14 protein-coding genes are annotated in these 18,838 nt (G+C 61.5%); all 14 read left to right on the plus strand.

Annotated elements, in window-relative coordinates:
- The first annotated feature begins 4 nt into the window (after window positions 1-4).
- Window positions 5-1,528 (plus strand): UxaA family hydrolase, encoded by a 1,524-nt coding sequence (locus tag ABNX08_RS25090; RefSeq protein WP_022538402.1) that lies wholly within the window; start codon window positions 5-7, stop codon window positions 1,526-1,528.
- A gap of 33 nt (window positions 1,529-1,561) precedes the next feature.
- A complete protein-coding gene (locus tag ABNX08_RS25095) occupies window positions 1,562-3,037 on the plus strand; it encodes an NAD-dependent succinate-semialdehyde dehydrogenase (protein ID WP_041682042.1) in 1,476 nt (491 codons plus the stop codon).
- A gap of 37 nt (window positions 3,038-3,074) precedes the next feature.
- Entirely contained in the window at window positions 3,075-3,881 is an 807-nt protein-coding gene (gene hpaI, locus ABNX08_RS25100) for a 4-hydroxy-2-oxoheptanedioate aldolase (protein ID WP_022538404.1), read from the plus strand.
- A gap of 25 nt (window positions 3,882-3,906) precedes the next feature.
- Complete coding sequence (locus tag ABNX08_RS25105; RefSeq protein ID WP_022538405.1) at window positions 3,907-5,352, plus strand: FAD-binding oxidoreductase; 1,446 nt, start codon at window positions 3,907-3,909, stop codon at window positions 5,350-5,352.
- Between the two features lie 149 nt (window positions 5,353-5,501).
- Window positions 5,502-6,578, plus strand: a complete 1,077-nt coding sequence (locus ABNX08_RS25110; RefSeq protein ID WP_022538406.1) for an MBL fold metallo-hydrolase — start codon at window positions 5,502-5,504, stop codon at window positions 6,576-6,578.
- A gap of 800 nt (window positions 6,579-7,378) precedes the next feature.
- Window positions 7,379-8,173: an ABC transporter permease gene (locus ABNX08_RS25115; protein WP_022538407.1), complete on the plus strand. Its 795-nt coding sequence runs from the start codon at window positions 7,379-7,381 to the stop codon at window positions 8,171-8,173.
- Complete coding sequence (locus ABNX08_RS25120; protein ID WP_022538408.1) at window positions 8,170-8,832, plus strand: ABC transporter ATP-binding protein; 663 nt, start codon at window positions 8,170-8,172, stop codon at window positions 8,830-8,832. Before ABNX08_RS25115 ends, ABNX08_RS25120 begins: the two co-directional genes overlap by 4 nt.
- Window positions 8,829-9,920: a hypothetical protein gene (locus tag ABNX08_RS25125; protein ID WP_022538409.1), complete on the plus strand. Its 1,092-nt coding sequence runs from the start codon at window positions 8,829-8,831 to the stop codon at window positions 9,918-9,920. The genes ABNX08_RS25120 and ABNX08_RS25125 overlap by 4 nt, the downstream gene beginning before the upstream one ends.
- Window positions 9,921-9,922: 2 nt before the next feature.
- Window positions 9,923-11,728 carry a polysaccharide biosynthesis/export family protein gene (locus tag ABNX08_RS25130; protein ID WP_022538410.1) on the plus strand — a complete coding sequence of 602 codons (1,806 nt, stop codon included), beginning with the start codon at window positions 9,923-9,925 and terminating at the stop codon, window positions 11,726-11,728.
- Between the two features lie 65 nt (window positions 11,729-11,793).
- Window positions 11,794-12,918, plus strand: a complete 1,125-nt coding sequence (neuC, locus tag ABNX08_RS25135; protein WP_022538411.1) for a UDP-N-acetylglucosamine 2-epimerase — start codon at window positions 11,794-11,796, stop codon at window positions 12,916-12,918.
- Window positions 12,915-13,589: a cytidylyltransferase domain-containing protein gene (locus tag ABNX08_RS25140; RefSeq protein ID WP_022538412.1), complete on the plus strand. Its 675-nt coding sequence runs from the start codon at window positions 12,915-12,917 to the stop codon at window positions 13,587-13,589. Before neuC ends, ABNX08_RS25140 begins: the two co-directional genes overlap by 4 nt.
- A gap of 53 nt (window positions 13,590-13,642) precedes the next feature.
- Entirely contained in the window at window positions 13,643-14,623 is a 981-nt protein-coding gene (locus ABNX08_RS25145) for an N-acetylneuraminate synthase family protein (RefSeq protein ID WP_349605118.1), read from the plus strand.
- A gap of 134 nt (window positions 14,624-14,757) precedes the next feature.
- Complete coding sequence (locus tag ABNX08_RS25150) at window positions 14,758-15,744, plus strand: DUF6716 putative glycosyltransferase (protein WP_041681756.1); 987 nt, start codon at window positions 14,758-14,760, stop codon at window positions 15,742-15,744.
- Complete coding sequence (locus tag ABNX08_RS25155) at window positions 15,732-18,830, plus strand: alpha-2,8-polysialyltransferase family protein (RefSeq protein WP_022538415.1); 3,099 nt, start codon at window positions 15,732-15,734, stop codon at window positions 18,828-18,830. Before ABNX08_RS25150 ends, ABNX08_RS25155 begins: the two co-directional genes overlap by 13 nt.
- Window positions 18,831-18,838: the final 8 nt, after the last annotated feature.

Consider the following 18,838-nt stretch of genomic DNA (forward strand, 5'->3'; position numbering starts at 1 on the left):
CCAAGTGAATCCCAATCCCGTCATCCGCCTGCACGCCAACGACAACGTGCTGGTCGCGCGCAACGACCTGTCCCTGGGCCAGCAACTCGCCGATCCTGCCGTGCGTGTGCGCGCGCAGGTCCCGGCCGGGCACAAGATTGCCGCCTGCGCGATCACTGCCGGCACGCCGGTGCGCAAGTTCGACACCGTGATCGGCGTGGCCGCGCGCGATATCGCGCCGGGCGAGCACGTACATTCGCACAACCTGACGCTGGTCGACTTCTACCGCGACCCGGCGTTCTGCCAGGACGTGCGTCCGGTCGACTACGTGCCCGAGGCGCAGCGCGCCACCTTCAACGGCTTTGTGCGTCCCGACGGGCGCGTGGGCACGCGCAACTTCATCGGCATCCTGTCGTCGGTCAATTGCTCGTCCACCGTGATCCGGCAGATCGCCGCGCATTTCACGCCGGAGCGGCTGGCGGCCTATCCCAACGTCGACGGCGTGGTCGCGTTCGCGCAGACCAGCGGCTGCGGCATGTCGTCGCCGAGCGAGCACTTCGATGTGCTGCGCCGCACGCTGGCCGGCTATGCGCGCCATCCCAACCTGGCCGGCGTGCTGATCGTCGGGCTGGGCTGCGAGCGCAACCAGGTCGCTTCATTGGTCGAATCGCAAGGGCTGGAGCCCGGGCCCGCGGTACATACGCTGGTGATGCAGGACACCGGTGGCACGCGTGCCACCATCGCGGCCGGCATCCAGGCGATCGAATCGATGCTGCCGCTCGCCAACGCGGCGGTGCGCCAGCCGGTGCCGGCCAGCCACCTGAAGATCGGCCTGGAATGCGGCGGCTCGGACGGTTTTTCCGGCATCAGCGCCAATCCCGCGTTGGGCGCGGCGATGGATCTGCTGGTGCGCCACGGCGGCACGGCGATCCTGTCGGAGACGCCGGAGATCCACGGTGTCGAGTTCATGCTGACGCGCCGCGCGGTGACGCCCGAGGTCGGCCAGAAGCTGCTGGACCGGCTGGCCTGGTGGGAGCGCTATACCGCCGGCCACAACGCGCAGTTCAACGGCGTGGTCGGCCATGGCAACCAGCAAGGCGGCCTCGCCAATATCTTCGAGAAGTCGCTGGGCTCCGCGATGAAGGGTGGCACCACGCCGCTGCAGGCGGTGTACGAGTATGCCGAGCCGATCGACCAGGCGGGCTTTGTCTTCATGGACTCACCCGGCTACGACCCGGTGGCGGTGACCGGCCAGATCGCCAGCGGCGCCAACCTGATCTGCTTTACCACCGGCCGTGGCTCGATGTTCGGCTCCAAGCCGGCGCCGACGATCAAGCTTGCTTCCAACTCCGCGATGTTCAATCGGCTGCAAGAGGACATGGACATCAACTGCGGGCTGGTGCTCGACGGCGAGCTGACCGTACCGCAGATGGGCCAACGGATCTTTGAATACATCCTGCGCGCGGCCTCCGGCGAGCCCACCAAGAGCGAAGCCCTCGGCCTTGGCGACAATGAGTTCGTGCCCTGGCACATGGGCATCGTCAGCTAGTTGCCGCACCTCACCTCCTTTCTGCTTACACCGATGGCCCTGTCTCTTGCCGATGCTGCGCTGCTGCGCAGCCAGAACCTTATTGACCACCAATGGCGCGATGCCGGCCTTGGCCGCCGCCTGCCGGTGACCGACCCCGCCACCGGCGAGACCTTTGCCAGCGTGGCCGACAGCGACGCGGGCGATGCGCGTCTCGCGGTCGATGCTGCTGCGGCGGCGTTTCCGGCATGGAGCCGCCGCCCCGCACGCGAGCGCGCGCAGCTGATCAAGCGCTGGCATGCGCTGATCCTTGCACACCAGGACGACCTGGCCCGCATCATTTCGACCGAGCAGGGCAAGCCGATCCACGAAGCACGTGGCGAGGTGCAGTATGGCGCCTCGTACGTTGAATGGTTCGCCGAAGAGGCCACCCGCATCTGCGGCGATATCGTCGCGGAAGCAGTGCCGGGCCGCAAACTGCTGGTCCTGAAGGAGCCGGTCGGCGTGGTGGCAGCCATCACGCCGTGGAATTTCCCGCTGGCGATGATCGCCCGCAAGATCGCCCCCGCGCTGGCCGCGGGTTGCACGGTGGTGGCCAAGCCCGCGGAAGATACCCCGCTGACGGCCCTGGCGCTGGCGTGGCTGGCGCAACAGGCCGGCATCCCGGCAGGCGTGCTCAATATGGTCACCGCGTCGCGCGAGCACACGCCAGACGTGGTCGATGCCTGGCTCGCCGACAGCCGCGTGCGCAAGATCACCTTCACCGGCTCCACGCCGGTGGGCAAGCACCTGGCGCGCGAATCGGCGGCCACGCTGAAGAAGCTTTCACTGGAACTGGGCGGCAACGCGCCGTTCATCGTCTTCGAAGACGCCGACCTCGATGCCGCGGTCGACGGCCTGATGGCCTCCAAGTTCCGCAACGGCGGCCAGACCTGCGTCTGCCCGAACCGCGTCTATGTGCATGACGCCGTGCACGACGCCTTCGTCGAGCGCCTGGCGCAGCGCGTGGGCGCGCTCCATGTTGGCCCGGCGACGGAAGAGGGCGCGCAGATTGGCCCGATGATCAACGCCCGCGCCGTCGACAAGATCGCGCGCCATGTCGAAGACGCTGTCGCCAGGGGCGCGCGCGTGGTCACCGGCGGCAAGCGCGTGCGCACCGCCGACGGTCCGCACTACTACGCGCCGACGGTGCTGATCGACGCCACGCCGGCGATGGAGCTGTCGTGCGAGGAAACCTTTGGCCCAGTCGCGCCGATCTTCCGCTTCCGCGACGAAACCGACGTGATCCGTGACGCCAACGACACCCCGTTCGGCCTCGCCGCGTATTTCTACTCCAACGACATCCGCCGCATCTGGCGCGTGGCGCAGGCACTGGAAACCGGCATGGTCGGCATCAACGAGGGCGCGATTGCGGCCGAGGCGGCACCGTTCGGCGGCGTCAAGGAATCCGGCTACGGGCGCGAGGGCTCGCGCCACGGGCTGGACGACTACATGCATACCAAGTACCTTTGCCAGGGCCAGCTTGGCTGACGCGCCGGGCGAGACAGCAAACCGAACAGGAACCACCATGCCCGCAAACAATCCCTTCAAGGCCGCACTGGCCGCACGCCAGCCACAGATCGGCCTGTGGCTGTCAATGGCCACGCCGTACCTGGCGGAAGTCTCGGCCACTGCCGGTTTCGACTGGTTGCTGATCGACGGCGAACACGCCCCCAATGACCTGCAAACGACACTGCATGCCCTGCAAGTGCTAGGCTCGTACCCGTCCCAGCCCGTGGTGCGGGCCGTGTCCGGCGAGGTGCCGCTGATCAAGCAGCTGCTGGATATCGGCGCCAAAACTTTGCTGGTGCCGATGGTCGATACCGCGGAACAGGCCCGCACGCTGGTCAGCGCCACGCGCTACCCGCCGCAGGGTATCCGCGGCGTGGGCAGCGCGGTGGCGCGTGCTTCGCTGTGGAGCTCGCGCACCGACTACCTCGACGTGGCCGACGATGAAGTCTGCCTGCTGGTGCAGGCGGAAACCGTGAAGGCACTGCAGAACCTCGAAGAAATCTGCGCGGTCGATGGCATCGATGGCGTCTTCATCGGCCCGGCCGACCTGGCCGCCTCGATGGGCCACCGCGGCCGCCCGGGCCACCCGGAAGTGCAGGCGGCGATCGAAGGCGCGATGCGTACCATCATCGCCAGCGGCAAGGCCGCCGGCACGCTGACCTCCGACCCGGCGCTGGCGCGCCGCTACCTGGAGCTCGGCTGCACCTTCGTGGCCACCGGTGTCGACGTGCTGATGTACGCCAACGCCGCGCGCAAGCTCGCCGCGTCGTTCCGCGAGCAGCCCTCGGACAGCGCCGCGGACAAGCCGTCCGCCGCGTACTGACCCGCATCCCATTCAAGGCCCACACATGTCCGCTGAAACCCAGACCCCCGACACCACCTTGCGCGCGATGCAGGCCATCGTCGGCGAGAACGCCTGCCGCAGCGGCGACGCCGACACCCAGGCCTATGTCACCGACTACCGCGGCATCTATCGCGGCAAGGCGCAGGTGGTGGTGCTGCCGTCATCGACCGAGCAGGTCAGCCAGGTGCTGCAGTGGTGCCATGCGCATCGCGTGCCGGTGGTGCCGCAGGGCGGCAATACCTCGCTGATGGGCGGTGCGGTGCCCGACGACAGCGGCACCGCCGTGGTCGTCAACCTGAGCCGCATGAACCGCGTGCTGGGCATCGACACCATCAACGACACCCTGACCGTGCAGGCCGGCGTCACGCTGAGCGCAGCGCGCGGCGCCGCGGAGGCCGAGCAGCGCCTGTTCCCGCTGCGCATTGGCTCTGAAGGCTCGTGCCAGATCGGCGGCAACCTGTCCACCAACGCCGGCGGCACCGCCGTGCTGCGCTACGGCAATATGCGCGACCTGGTGCTCGGCATCGAGGCGGTGCTGCCGGACGGGCGCATCTATTCATCGCTGCGCGGACTGCGCAAGGACAACACCGGTTACGACCTCAAGCACTTGTTTATCGGCGCGGAAGGGACGCTGGGCATCATCACCGGTGCGGTACTGAAGCTGATGCCGCAGCCGCGCAGCAGCGCGGTGGCCTTCGTCGCAGTGCAGGACCCCGCCGCCGCGGTGGCGCTGCTGGGCGAGGCCAAGCGCCTCTCCGGCCAGGCCGTGACCGCGTTCGAACTGATCTCGCAGCCAGCGCTCGAGCTGGTGCTGGAATACCTCGGCAACGTCGCCTCGCCGCTGCAGGACAGCCACCCGTGGATGGTGCTGATCGAGCTGACCTCCGGCACCGATGCCGAAAGCCTGAACGCCACGCTGATGGAAATCCTCGAATCCGGCTTCAGCCAGGGACTGGTGCGCGACGCCGCCGTGGCCGCGAGCCTCGCCGATGCACAGACCTTCTGGCGCATCCGCGAAGAGATCTCCGACGCGCAGACCCGCACCGGCGGCAGTATCAAGTGCGACGTCTCGGTGCCGCTGTCGCGCATTGCCGCCTTCGTCGAAGAGGCCTCCGCCAAGGTGCTGGAACTGGCGCCCGATGCGCGCATGGTGATCTACGGCCATATGGGCGACGGCAATGTCCACTTCAACCCACTGCGGCCCAAGGACCAGCCCGCCAAGGAATTCCTGGCCCAATGCTATGAGCCGGTGTCGACGCTGGTCGACGGACTGGCGCACGCCGAGAACGGCTCGATCTCGGCCGAGCACGGCATCGGCGTGATCAAGCGCGACGACCTGACCCGCTACAAGTCCCGGGTCGAGCTGGAGCTGATGTGGCAGGTCAAGCAGGCGCTCGACCCGCTGAACCTGCTCAATCCGGGCAAAGTGCTGCCGCCGCTGGGGCAATAAGCCGCCCTGAATCCCGCGCGCCGCAGGGGGCACGGCGCGCGTAGCAAGAATCGCCCATCTCGGCTAAGGTGTCAGTTCCAAAACGCGCGGAGCCGGGGCATCGTCGCACCGTATCCGGCACACCACGGCCGACACCGGCCGAGATAACGATGAGCGCCCAAGCCCCCACCTCAGCCTCCGCCCCTCTCGAAAAACCCGAGCTCGACTACCCCTGCGGCGACGCGCCCGAACCCGGCCGCGCCCACGAGATCGCCCCCGGCGTGCTGTGGCTGCGCATGCCGATGCCGCTCGGCCTGAACCACATCAACCTGTGGGCCATCCGCGACGGCCACGGCTGGGCCGCGGTCGACTCCGGCCTGCAGACCCCCGAGACCGCGCAGGCCTGGCGCACGCTGTTCGGCAGCGCCGGCGCGCTCGCCGGTGGGCTGACGCGCCTCTTCGTCACCCACATGCACCCCGACCACGTCGGCATGGCCGGCTGGCTCACGCGCAAGTTCGGCTGCCAGCTGTGGATGACAAGGCTGGAATATCTGATGTGCCGCGTGCTGGCGGCGGATACGGGGCGCGCCGCGCCGGACGAGGCGATCGAGTTCTATCGCAAGGCAGGGTGGGACGACGAGGCGATCGAGGTGTACCGTGCGCGCTTCGGTGGCTTCGGCAAGTACGTCCATGCCTTGCCGGAGAGTATTCGTCGGCTGACCGATGGCGACGTCGTGCGCATCGGCGCGCACGACTGGCAGGTGATCGTCGGTACCGGCCATTCCCCCGAGCATGCCTGCCTGTACTGCCCGGCGCTGAAGGTGCTGGTCTCCGGCGACCAGGTGCTGCCGCGCATTTCCTCCAACGTATCGGTGTTCCCGACCGAGCCCGATGCTGACCCGATGCAGGACTGGCTAGCCTCGCTCGACAAGGTACGCGCCACTGTGCCGGACGACGTGCTGGTGCTGCCCGCGCACAACGAGCCCTTCCGTGGGCTGCATGCCCGCATCGACTATCTGCGCGCCGGCCAGTTGCAGGCGCTCGACCGACTGCGTGGCGCGCTGGCGGAGCCCAGGCGGGCGGTGGATGTGTTTGGCGAGCTGTTCTCGCGACCGATTACAGGGAGTGGCGGTCTGCTGGGAATGGCGACGGGGGAGAGCATCGCGCATTTGAACTATTTGCTGGAGCGGGGGGAGGTGGTGAGGGAACGCGGTATCGATGGCTGTTATTGGTATCGGCGGAAATAAGGGAAAAGATACCCTCTGATCTCTTGATTGGGCGTGGCCTGCGACATTAAGTCGTGGAGGCCGCAGGAGAGCATGGCCTAGGGACAACCCTAGGCTGTGCCGTGGGGAAACTGAGACTCCAGGGTGGCGTAAAAGTCCGGTGTGTAGTGTGATGTATAATGTATTAATAAAAACACATTAAATATAATTAGAAGTCTGTGTTTTGTTTCATCGATTACCAGTGAGAAGTTTCACTGATTATTTCCGCTTCATTCGCCAGAAAATCTGAATTTGTAGGCGGATTAAATTTCGTCGTGGTTTCTATTTTCTTTGATTATAGTTGCGAGCCGGCGTACGGCTGAGAGCCTTGTCCCGCGCGGGTTCTGAGGTGTGCATAATAAGCCGCTGAGGCAGCAAGCAAGTGCAAAGAAAGGCCTACCACAGCTCCCCCGAGTGCTGTCATCCCCCTTATGGGGGATATCTCTGGCTGCTTGTTACTAACTGTTGCAATTGCTCCGCCAGCCCCTTACTATTGCGCCCTATAAAAAGTAAGCAGCCGCAGAATAGCGGTCAAGTCAGAAAAACGGGAAGAATTCGATAATGAGCGGAGCAGTTTGGGGTCGGGTTGTGAGTGATGTGGTCGCCACACCTGGGTTAGTCCTTACGCAACTTGCCGGCGGGGCGGCGGTGACATGCGCCGTGGGTCAGGTATTCGGTGGAGTAGCTTCGCCGGCCGTGGTCAAAGCTAGGGTGGCCTCCGCCCGTGTGCACAATTCCGACGACAACGTCCTCGACGTTCTGGCTCTACGCGACGTCGAGCAATGAGCCGGGCCACGGTCCGGTCGGACGTTTCCATCGCAGTTTCCGTCTGGAAGGCGCTGTTCCTGCGCGAGGCCAGCGCCCGCCTCGCGACAGGACGCGCCGCCTGGCTGTGGATCCTACTTGAACCGGCCGTTCATCTGATCTTCCTCATGCTGCTATTCGGGCTGATTCGGCACCGCGTGGTTGGCGGCGGTGCCAACGCTGAAATTTTTGTGCTTGCGGGAGTATGGGGCTTCTTCCTAGTGCGCAACATCGCAATGCGCGGTATGGACGCCGTAAACGCGAACAAAGCCTTGTTCGCATATCGCCAGGTACGTCCTGTGGATGCCGTGCTAGTGCGCGTGTCGCTGGAAGCCTTCCTCTACGCAATAGTGCTTGCCGTTCTGCTTGCGGCGCTTGCGGCTTTCGACATCGACATTGCTCCTAACGACCCTGCACAGGTAGGCATGTCGGTGGTACTGCTATTGTTGTCGGGCGGGGGAATGGCCCTGGTGTTTTCGGTGTTTGGATCCCTGCTGCCCGAGGCGGGCAGACTAATTCGCTTAGCATTTGCGCCGCTGTATTTCTTGTCGGCGGTGATGTATCCCGTCGCAAGCCTGCCGCGCGGGTTGAGAACCGTGGTGCTAGTGAATCCGATCGTGCACGGCCTCGAATCGATGCGGGCTGGCTATTTCGCTGGGTATCACGGCGAAGCCCATATCAGCTTGCTTTATCTCGGCTTCTTTGCACTCGGCATGGTGTTTCTCGGGCTCGCGCTGCATGCGCGGTACGCGCAGAGGCTGGTGGCCCAATGATCATTATCGATGATGTCCATAAGCGCTACCGTGGCCAGCACGGTTCGCACTGGGTGTTGCGCGGCGTCAACGCGAAGATTGATACCCACGCCCGTGTCGCCCTTATCGGCGCCAATGGCGCGGGGAAATCCACGCTGCTGCGCCTGATCGGAGGGATCGACCAGCCTAACAGCGGGCGGATCATCCGCAATTGCCGCGTGTCGTGGCCGCTCGGCCTTACGGGTGGTCTGCAGGGCTCGCTGAGCGGACGCCAGAATGCCAAGTTCGTCAGCCGCATCCATGGCGGAGTGGCGGACCTGGGCAACACGCTGGAATTCGTTCAGGACTTCTCCGAGATCGGCAGTGCCTTTGACGCTCCGGTAAAGACGTACTCGTCCGGTATGCGTTCGCGGCTGGCCTTTGCGATGTCGCTTGCATTCCGTTTTGACACCTATCTCGTCGACGAACTGACAGCGGTAGGCGATGCTGCCTTTAAGAGCAAATCGCGCAAGGCCTTCGAGAGCCTTATTGGCCATGCCGGTCTGATCATGGTTTCGCATAGCGAATCCACGCTGCGCATCTTTTGCAAGTCCGCCATCTGGCTTCACGACGGCCAAGCGCATTGGTTCGACAACGTCGATGAAGCCTTGTCCCGATATCGGGAAAGCATCAAGTCATGAAGCAATTTCTTAAGAGCAGCCGGCTGTGGCAGTTTGCTACGGCCGCATGTGTACTCGCAGTGCTGTATTGGGGGGGCATCGCCTCGGATCGCTATGTGTCCGAGGCAAAGGTCGTCATCGAGCGAAGCGACACCATCGGCGCCAATACATCGGATTTCACGTCCTTACTGATCGGCAATACCGCCCCACAGGACCTGCTGCTGCTGCGCGAATACCTGCTTTCAGTTGATATGCTGCAGAAGCTAGAGGCCGGGCTGAGTTTGCGCGAACACTATAGCGATAGCCGACGCGACCCGCTGTCGCGCCTGTGGTTCAACGACGCATCACTGGAGCGTTTCTACAAGCACTATCTGCTGCGCACTAGCGTCGAGTACGACGACTTTTCGCGCGTGCTTGTCATCAAGGCGCAGGCCTACACGCCCGAGATGGCGAAGCGCATCGCTACGATGCTCGTGACCGAGGGCGAGCGCTTCATGAACGAAACCACTCACCGCATCGCGGGCGAGCAAGTTCGCTATATCGAACAGCAGGTACAGGCGCAGGGAGACCGCGCCAAGGCCGCGCGCCAGGACATGCTCGCATTTCAGAATGCCAACGGGCTGGTCTCGCCGCGGGGCGATGTAGAGAGTCTGTCCAACGTCGTCGCCCAAGCCGAAAGCGAACTGGCAGAGCTGAAGGTAAGGCGGGCGGCGCTGAAGGATGTGTTCACCCCGCAGTCGCCCGCCATCCAGCAACTGGATGCGCAGATTGCCGCGGTCGAGCGCCAGATGGATCTACAGCGCGGCCGCATGGTTTCGCAAAAGGGAAAGAACGGCCTCAATCGTGTGGTGGAAGAACAGGAGCGTCTGCAAGCCACGGCGGAGTTCACTCACGATCTCTACAAAACCGCACTGGGCGCACTGGAAAAGGCCCGTATTGAAGCCACCCGCAAACTGAAGAACGTCGCGGTCGTGCAGGCGCCGACCTCGCCCGAGTACCCGCTCGAGCCTCGCCGCATCTACAGCATTGTGGTGTTCGTATTGATGACACTGATGTTGGCAGGGGTAGTTCAGCTTCTCATTGTCATTGTTAAAGATCACCGGGATTGACGATGTCACGATTACGTGGTTTTTTGGTTTTCATCGTGGCCTTCGCCCTGGGACTGCACCATGTCGCAAGCGCGCAAACGACCGCGAGTTCAATGAAGGAGTCGGCGGCGACCCCCGCCCGGTTGACGTCGACCCGATCGACTTCAGCAAATCAACTCGATTATTCCGTGTGGGCCGCGCAAGGCAATGTCGCTCCGCCTGGAGCGGCCGGCATGCCCACGCAGGGCAACGCCGCAAACGTCGCTTCGGGGGCATCCCAGCAACTCCCGCCCGAAATGCCGCCGGGCACGGCGCCGCAGCAGGCCGACTACAGCGCCAACCTTGCCAGCGAGGTGTTCGGCGCGCAGCTATTTACCGGCGCCTTCAGCCGTGACAGCGCTTCGGTATTCAATCCCAGCCACGTTATTTCGGTGGGTGACCGCATCCAGTTGCGCATGTGGAACGGCTATACGCTGGATACGGTTCTCGTAGTCGATGCAGCGGGCAACATCGTTTTGCCCGAGGTGGGGCCTTTCCGAGTGCAGGGTGTTACCAATGAGAATCTGCAGCCCGCAATCACCAGCGCCCTCCGCCGGGTGTTCGCTGGGCGTGTATCAATTTATGCGAGCCTACTGGCGGCGCAACCGGTGCGCGTGTATGTCACCGGTTCGGTCTACCGTCCGGGACTCTATACGGGCACCTCAAGCGACAGCATCCTGCGCTATCTCGATCAGGCAGGCGGTATCGATCCCGAGCGTGGATCGTTTCTCGACGTCGCGATCAAGCGCGGGGCTCAGACTCTCGCTGTAGTCAATCTCTACGAGTTTCTCTTAAAGGGCGAGCTAGCTTCGCGTCAGCTCAATAATGGGGACGTCATCTTTGTCCAGCCGCGGAAGAAGACTGTAAAGGTGAGCGGCCTCGCGGAAAACGCCAAACGTTTCGAGTTCGCAGGTGCGAGCGCTGGCCTCGATCAGATCGCTCAATTGGCCAAGCCTCTGGCACAGGCTACCAATGTGCGCGTGATCCGCAATACCGGCACGGTGCGTAATGTCGAATATTTCCCCATTTCGCAGGGCAGGGACGTGACGATCCAGGACGGCGATGAAATCGAATTTACTGCTGATAAGCGCCCGGGCACGATAACTGTGCGCGTCGAAGGCGAGCATCTGGGCCCACAAGAGTTTGTTCTTCCATATGGCAGCCGTGTTGGAGAGTTGTTGAGCCAGGTCCAATATACGCCCCAGTCCGACGCCGAGAGCATCCAGTTGTTTCGCAACAGTGTGAAGGATAGGCAGAAGACTCTGCTGGCCACGGCGCTGCGCAGCCTGGAATCGAGCGTGCTTACGGCTCGCTCCGGCACGGCCGAAGAAGCTCAACTGCGCAAGGAAGAGGCCGCACTTGTGCTCCAGTGGGTCGAGCGCGCGCGCAAGATAGAGCCTACCGGCCAGACCCTTATCGCCAAATCGAGCAACCGCAATGATCTGCTGCTTGAGAACGGTGACATTCTACGTGTACCGGTGAGGGACGGTCTTGTCATCGTCAACGGCGAAGTGTTGTTCCCGAACGCCATCGCTTTCGACAAGAGCATGGACCTGGACGACTACATTCAGCAGGCGGGCGGTTTCTCGCAAGCCGCCGACACGTCCCGCGTGGTCGTTGCGCATCGCGATGGGAGTTTCACCGACGGCAAGCGGGACCCGGATATCAAGTCCGGAGACGAAATCTTGGTATTGCCGCGCGTGGACATGAAGACGCGGCAGTTTGCTAAAGACGTATTTCAAATTCTCTATCAACTAGCGATCAGCGCCAAAGTGGTGTTGGGTCTGTAGTCAACGTTGTTTGCAAGCTATCTTCACCGCTGCCTTTACGCTTCAGATTGGTGGAATAAAAACGTATGAAAAAAATTCTCTTCCTGACTGGCACGCGAGCCGATTTTGGCAAGCTGAAGCGCCTGATGCACTATGTCAATGACGATCCGGACATGGAACTGCATGTCCTTGTCACGGGCATGCACATGTTGAAGCGGTACGGCGGAACCCATCTGGAAGTACGCAGAGAAGGTTTCTCCAATATCTACCTCGTATCGAACCAGCATCCGGGCGAACCCATGTGCTCGGTGTTGGGCAATACCGTATCGATCGTTTCGCGGATAGCGAAGGAGATCGCGCCTGACATGATCGTCGTCCATGGTGATCGCCTTGAGGCGCTCGCCGGGGCGACGGTGGGAGCGCTCAGCAACACCCTCGTGTGCCATATTGAGGGGGGAGAGCTGTCTGGCACCATTGACGACCTCATTCGCCATTCGGTCAGCAAGCTCGCCCATATTCATATGGTGGCCAACACCGAGGCGCAGGCGCGTCTATTGCAGATGGGAGAAGATCCGGCCTCTGTGTTCATCATTGGCTCGCCTGACCTTGACGTCATGACGTCGTCCGCATTGCCGAGCCTGCAGGATGTGCGGGAACGCTATCAGATTGATTTCGAGTCGTACGCGATCGCTATGTTCCATCCAGTGACGACGGAAGAGAGCGATATTGCTGACTATGCGGAACAGTTTTTTGCCGCTCTCCATCAGTCCGGTCGCAACTATGTCGTCATATTCCCGAACAACGATGCGGGCAGCGATGCCATCCTCAATGCAATCGACAAGCAATGCAGGGGGTCGCGCTTCTCGGTGTTTCCGTCCGTGCGCTTCGAGTATTTCCTGACTTTGTTGAAGCATGCGGACTTCATCGCGGGAAATTCCAGTGCGGGTATTCGTGAAGCGCCATTTTATGGCGTTCCGACTGTCAATGTGGGCACACGCCAGAGTCGACGCTTCTTTGGGCCGTCCATCGTCAATTGCGGTTACGCCACCGGAGACGTCTGTAACGCCATTGCGAAGGTCAACAGCCACAAGACGATTGAGAAGTCGCAATGGTTTGGCGACGGACGAAGCGTGCAGAAGTTCGCCGAGGCCCTTGGACAGTCCTCGTTCTGGGAGACAGCTGTGCAAAAGTCGTTTGTCGATCTGGTATGACCTCTATCGCAATGATCCCGGCCCGCGCCAACTCAAAAGGTTTGCCGGGGAAGAACCTGAAGCGGGTTGGCGGTATCTCTCTGATCGGGAGAGCGATTGACGCGGCCCATGCCTCCGGCGTGATCGACCGAATCCTCGTTACCACGGACGGAGATGCGATTGCGGAGGAAGCGAGGCGCTGTGGGGCGGAGGTGGCCATGCGTCCGCCTCACTTGGCGGAAGACCACTCCAGGTCGATCGATGCAGTCTGTCATGCGCTCGAAGCGCTCGGGGTTACCCAAGGGTTGTGTTTGCTGCTGCAGCCCACTAGCCCATTGCGCACGGGCGCCGATATTGCGGAAGCTGTCCGTCTCTACACGAAAAGTGGGCGCGGTTCGGTCGTGTCGGTTTGCGAGTCTGCGCATCATCCGTACAAGACACTCCTGCTGCAAGACGGCCAATACCGGCCGGTTCTCGATATGCGCGCCTTTGAGGCGCCACGCCAGGCGTTGCCCCAGGCCGTGCAGCTGAACGGTGCTATCTATGCGAATCGGATTGAAGACCTGTTGGTGCAGCGTACGTTCTTCTGCGAGCCCATGGCGTATTACCTAATGCCGATGTCACGCTCCATCGATATTGACAGTGAGGCTGACTTGGCATTGGCAAATCATCTTGTTGAGACAAAACTATGAATAGCTCCTTTTCTATTGCAGGCAGGAACATCGGCGCAGCTTACGAACCTCTGGTGATCGCCGAGATCGGGATCAACCACGAAGGCAGCCTCGATACCGCAATCGACATGGTCGATGCGGCCCATCGGGCGGGCGCCGAAATGGTCAAGCATCAAACTCATATCGTTGAAGACGAAATGTCGGACGAGGCCAAGTCGGTTATCCCCGGAAATGCCGATGTTTCCATCTACGAGATCATGAAGCGGTGCTCCCTCGGTGAGGAAGACGAAACAAAACTGATGAACTATGTTCATTCCAAGAGAATGATTTTCATCAGTACCCCGTTTTCACGCGCCGCTGCGCTGCGACTGCAGGGGATGAACGTGCCGGCATACAAGATCGGGTCTGGTGAGTGCAACAACTATCCGTTGATCCGCCTTGTAGCATCCTTCGGCAAGCCGGTGATTCTTTCTACTGGCATGAACGACATCGCCAGCGTGGGTAAGTCGGTGCAGATCCTGCGGGATGCGTCGGTCCCTTTCGCGCTGCTTCACTGCACGAACGTGTATCCCACGCCCCATGAGCTAGTACGCCTGGGGGGTATGTGCGACCTTGCCGAAGCATTCCCCGATGCGGTGGTAGGTTTGTCAGACCACACGCTCGACAACTACGCATGTCTCGGTGCGGTGGCGCTGGGTGCTAGCATCCTAGAACGTCATTTCACCGACCGCATGGATCGCCCAGGGCCGGATATCGAATGCTCGATGGACCCCACCTCGATGGCGGAACTGATCAAGGGATCGCGGGCTATCTTCAAAGCGCGCGGTGGTAAGAAAGAGGCCGTCGAGCAGGAAGAGGTGACGATGCGCTTTGCCTTCGCCTCCGTTATTGCCGACCGGGATATCGTGGCGGGCGAAGTATTGTCCGGGGAGAATCTGTGGGTTCGTCGGCCGGGAACGGGGGACTTCGGCGCCGATGACTATGAGCGGCTGCTGGGCAAGACCGCAAAACGGAGCATCCAGAAAGGCGCTCAGTTGCGGACCGAGGACGTCTGAGCGTGCTGCGGAGGACGGTCTCGTTAGTGTACCGCAGCTTTGCACACCAGAAAGCCACACGCAGGCTTGCGAGAATCCTGAGCGAACGGGCAGGATGCGAACTTCTGCACCATAGTCTTTCCGACGAGCCGGATATGGATGTCCTGTGCGCGAAGCTGGCTTCATCCGACCTGGTAGTGCTCAGTTGCGGCGGGCGGGACATCAATTCGATCCTCGCCCGACTGCGGGCGCTGCCGCAGCGGCCGGCGACGGCCTCATTGTTTCCTGGCATCGTGGTGCGCAGCCAGTTCGACGCATTTCTGACACGGGCACGTTGCGACCACGTACTGCTGAATTCGCCGGCGGACGCGAGGCGATATCGACGTATTTGTCGCGCGCTCGGGCTCGAGTTCAACGGAATCGTCTATGGAGCATCGTGGTTCGACAGCGAGGCGGATGAAAAGGTCGCGACAGCAGCTGAAGTCACGGCCGGCACGGTGTTCTTCGAGCAGATCGATGTGCCAAGGTTGGGATACGACCGGCAGAAGCTGGCTGACATGTTGATTCGACTGGCGCTGCGCAATCCGTCACGCAATTTCTATGTGAAGACACGGACCGAGAAGGCGACCAGAGAGCACAATAAGCGGCTTCCTGCATCGCTTTCATGCTTGCTAGGCGAAACGGGCTACCCGGCGAACCTGCGTGTCTGCAGCGATGAGGTCCAGGAATTTGTCAGCAAGACCGACTCTTGTGTCACGGTCTCAAGTTCGGCGGCGATTGAATGGCTGCTGGCCGGACAAAAGGTGTTCCTGGTTTCAGAGTTCGCGTCACGAAAGCATTATTCGAACTTCTTCGCTGGTAGCCGGCTGTTTCGCAAGCTGGAGAGTCTGGATCCCACGGAATTGTCGCGGGCTAGCAGGCGATGGCTTGCTGACAATGTCCGATATCCCGAGTTGACGTCTGGTCAGCTACAGATATTGCTGAGTAAGCAGGAGTCGATTCGCGAGATTCGCTGGGGACCCGGCGTGGTGCTCCGGCTGTGGCTGCGGGTATTGCCACAGTTCATTCATTCGCCTCGATTAACATTGCGCAAGTTGCGGAACGCGCTGAATTTGGTTCGTTGGGAAATATGTCAAAGCTGACCAAGCTGGTGGATAATCCTCGTCTCTTCTGGCGGGATATGTTGAAGAAACGCGGGCTTGTGCACGATTTTCCCAGGACGAGAGCAGACAATCTGTTTATTCTGAGCCACTTGGGTCAGTTGGTGCAGATTCAATCGCTGATCCGTTTCCAAGGCCTGCGTAACAACTATTTGGTGGTCCTGTCGACACCGGCAAACCGTTCTGTGCCTCGGGCTATCCTGGCGCAGGTTGATCGAGGCCTGTTTGTGGACGTGCGCGAATGCGTCCTGCCGCGCTCCCCCAACGAAATTGACATCGGAAAGCTTAGGCGCATTGCAGCACTCTACCGCGACCTGCTGGCCAGTACGACGGCAAATTCGCTCTACATGTTGAGCTTCGAGCGCCACTATGCCGTGCTGGCAACCCTTGCACGGCAGGCCAGCTATCGAGTGAATCTTGTCGAGGAAGGCACGGCTACATACAAGCTGGCGGACGACGGCACAAATATGGCGGCCGTGGTACCGTCGAAGCAGGCAAAGACCCGCCTCGTGAGCGGGCTCATCGCGGTTCTGCCTTTCCTTGCGACCATTCGTCCGGCACTTAGCCATGTGAAAGAATTTGACCAAGCCTTTGTAGCTTTCCCGCGATTGTTGGGTAGTGCATTTTCCATTGGGCGCAAGGAGCGTTTTTTCCTGCATGCCGGTGGAATGACCACCAGTGCGAGGGCACATGAACTGGTGGCCAAGTATTCAATCGGCCGCGAAGATATCATCTATGTCAATCAGCGGTACCCGGTGGAAGCCGGGCTTTTCGCCGCTACCATCTGCGAAATCTTGACCACGATTGCGGAGCGCCTGGGCGCGCGAGTGTTCGTCAAGTTCCACCCGAAGGATTCTCCCGCTGTCATTTCAAATTTCGAGACAGCAATTGCCGCACATCCGGGAAGCGCGGATCGCATCGTAATCATCTGCGAGGCGGACTTCCTGATTGAGCCCGCGATTTCGATCGCCCAGCCGTATGCGGTCCTTGGCCTCGCCTCCACAGCGTTGGTTTATGCCCCGCAGGTCAGTCCGGATACGGCGGTGTACTCCTGTGGTGCTTGGTTTGTCAGTCGGGTGCGAGTCGCTTCATCCGCCGGAGCCGACGAGGACGGCTGTGCCCTGATTGAGGACCACCTGAAGATCGTCAAGCGTTTCCCGCATGTCGTGGATCTGACCGATATCCATGCGCTGACCGCAGCCATTGGCAGCGATGGAGCGTCGGGGCAGGAGGGCAATGTGCGTATCTCCGACCTTTCAAGGATGATTGCGGACGGGCACTGGCAGGAGATTGCTGAAGCGCAGGCTGCCGCCGGCGCAGCTGCATCCAGCACTTTGGTGTGGGACATCCACCGATTCAAAGCCAATATCGAAATGCGGGGCACTGAGGCGGCGCTTGAGCTCGCCAAAGACAACGATGATCCGGTGTACGCATGCGCTTGCCAAGCCTTGATTTCCGCCCACGCCTGCGACGATGCGGCTGTCCTCCGACACGTGAAGGAGGCCGAGAACATTGCCCCACGGCAGACGTGGGGCGAGCTTCGTCTATGGCAATTGAAAAGTGCGGCCTTACGTCGCATGGGTCGTATTTCGGAGGCCGAAGACGCTCTGTATGCTTTGGAACCGGGCTTCGAGGATGATCCGCTTTGGCTTCTTGAAATGTCCAGGACCGCGGCTGCGAACGAACATTGGGAAAAGGCGCTCTGCTATCTTGGGTGGGCCTTTCCGACGCCCGTCGACGGCATGCCGGAATACGCGGCACGCGAAAGGCTGGAGCTTCTGCGTCGACTCGGACGGCGGGAAGAAGTCAAGACCCTGTGCTTACAATGGGGCCGGAGCGGAAGGTCGGTGGCCTTTGCTGAGGAAGCCATTGCGATTACACGTGGCGACATACTGGATGCGCTCTCCAGCGCGCAGTTGTCCAAAGCGCTGAACTTGTACGATGGTGGTCAGGAACTGCTGCGAATCAACGGGCTGCCGCGCACCGTGCTGGCATACGAAGCGGCAATGCTGCGTGAAGCCGAGGGAGACTCGGAGGGCGCAGTGGCGTCACTCGGCACAATCATGTCTTTCGCGCAGGACGAGTCACTCGTCTTGGCTGCTGCTGCGCTTGCACTTCAGTGCCACGCGATGGCCGGCAACGTGGCAGCGGCAACACACATGGTAGATGAGGTCACGCGGCTTGGCATTGCGCCTGCCGATCAGGCGCTGTTGGGTGCATGGCTCTCTGCCGCCAATGGCGATTGGGAGGAGGTTGCGACTCGCTTGGAGGGGAAGATTGCCGAAACTCATGCGTTCGCTTCGCTCCACTATCGTGCGACGCTGTTGTTTGCTGAGGCGAACCGGCGGCTCAGGCGCTTCGAGAATGCGCGAGCGATTCTTCTCCGACTGGAACGCAAAGGCTATTCCGACATTCCGCTTCGCTGGGAAGTAATGCGGCTTGCCGGAGAGGAGGAGAGGTGGTCGGTAGTGAAGAATCACGTGACTTACCTCTATGCCGATCGCATCGAGCAAATGCCCCTCGACCTAGCCATACACTTTCTCAACGCTACGGAAGCTTCGGAAGCTCCTCAGAAGGCTCACCAGGTAGCTTGCTCGCTGCGTGCCATTCATCCCGCCGAAGAGCGTTTTGTGCGTGCGGAGTTGGAGATGGCGATGCAGACGGGGGACAGGGCCAGCATTGTAGCGGCGTTGGAACACGGTAAGCATTTGGAATCGATGCACATGTGGACCCGCGTTCGAGCAATGCGGGCCCTCGGCAATGTTGCAGGCGCCTATCGGCTGCTACGCTTCAGCGAGATGGCGCCTCCCTGTTCCGTGAATGACTGGTTGCTTCTTGCTGAAGTCTGCTATCTGCACGGTGATCTTGCGGAGGCGGAGCACGGCTATGCCTGCGCGATCCGCTGTCATCCGACGGAGGTCCCGGCCTCGACGCTGGACCGGATGATCGCGATTCAAACCGTCTTGGCCTTGCGCAGCGGGAAAGAGGAGCTCGAGTCCGGTGACAGGACGATCGCACCGATCCTGCCCGATCGATACTTGACGCGGTCGGTTTCGGAGTCTAACTGACCGTGTCC

It is taken from the genome of Cupriavidus sp. DF5525, assembly GCF_040149425.2.
Lineage (GTDB): Bacteria > Pseudomonadota > Gammaproteobacteria > Burkholderiales > Burkholderiaceae > Cupriavidus > Cupriavidus pickettii_A.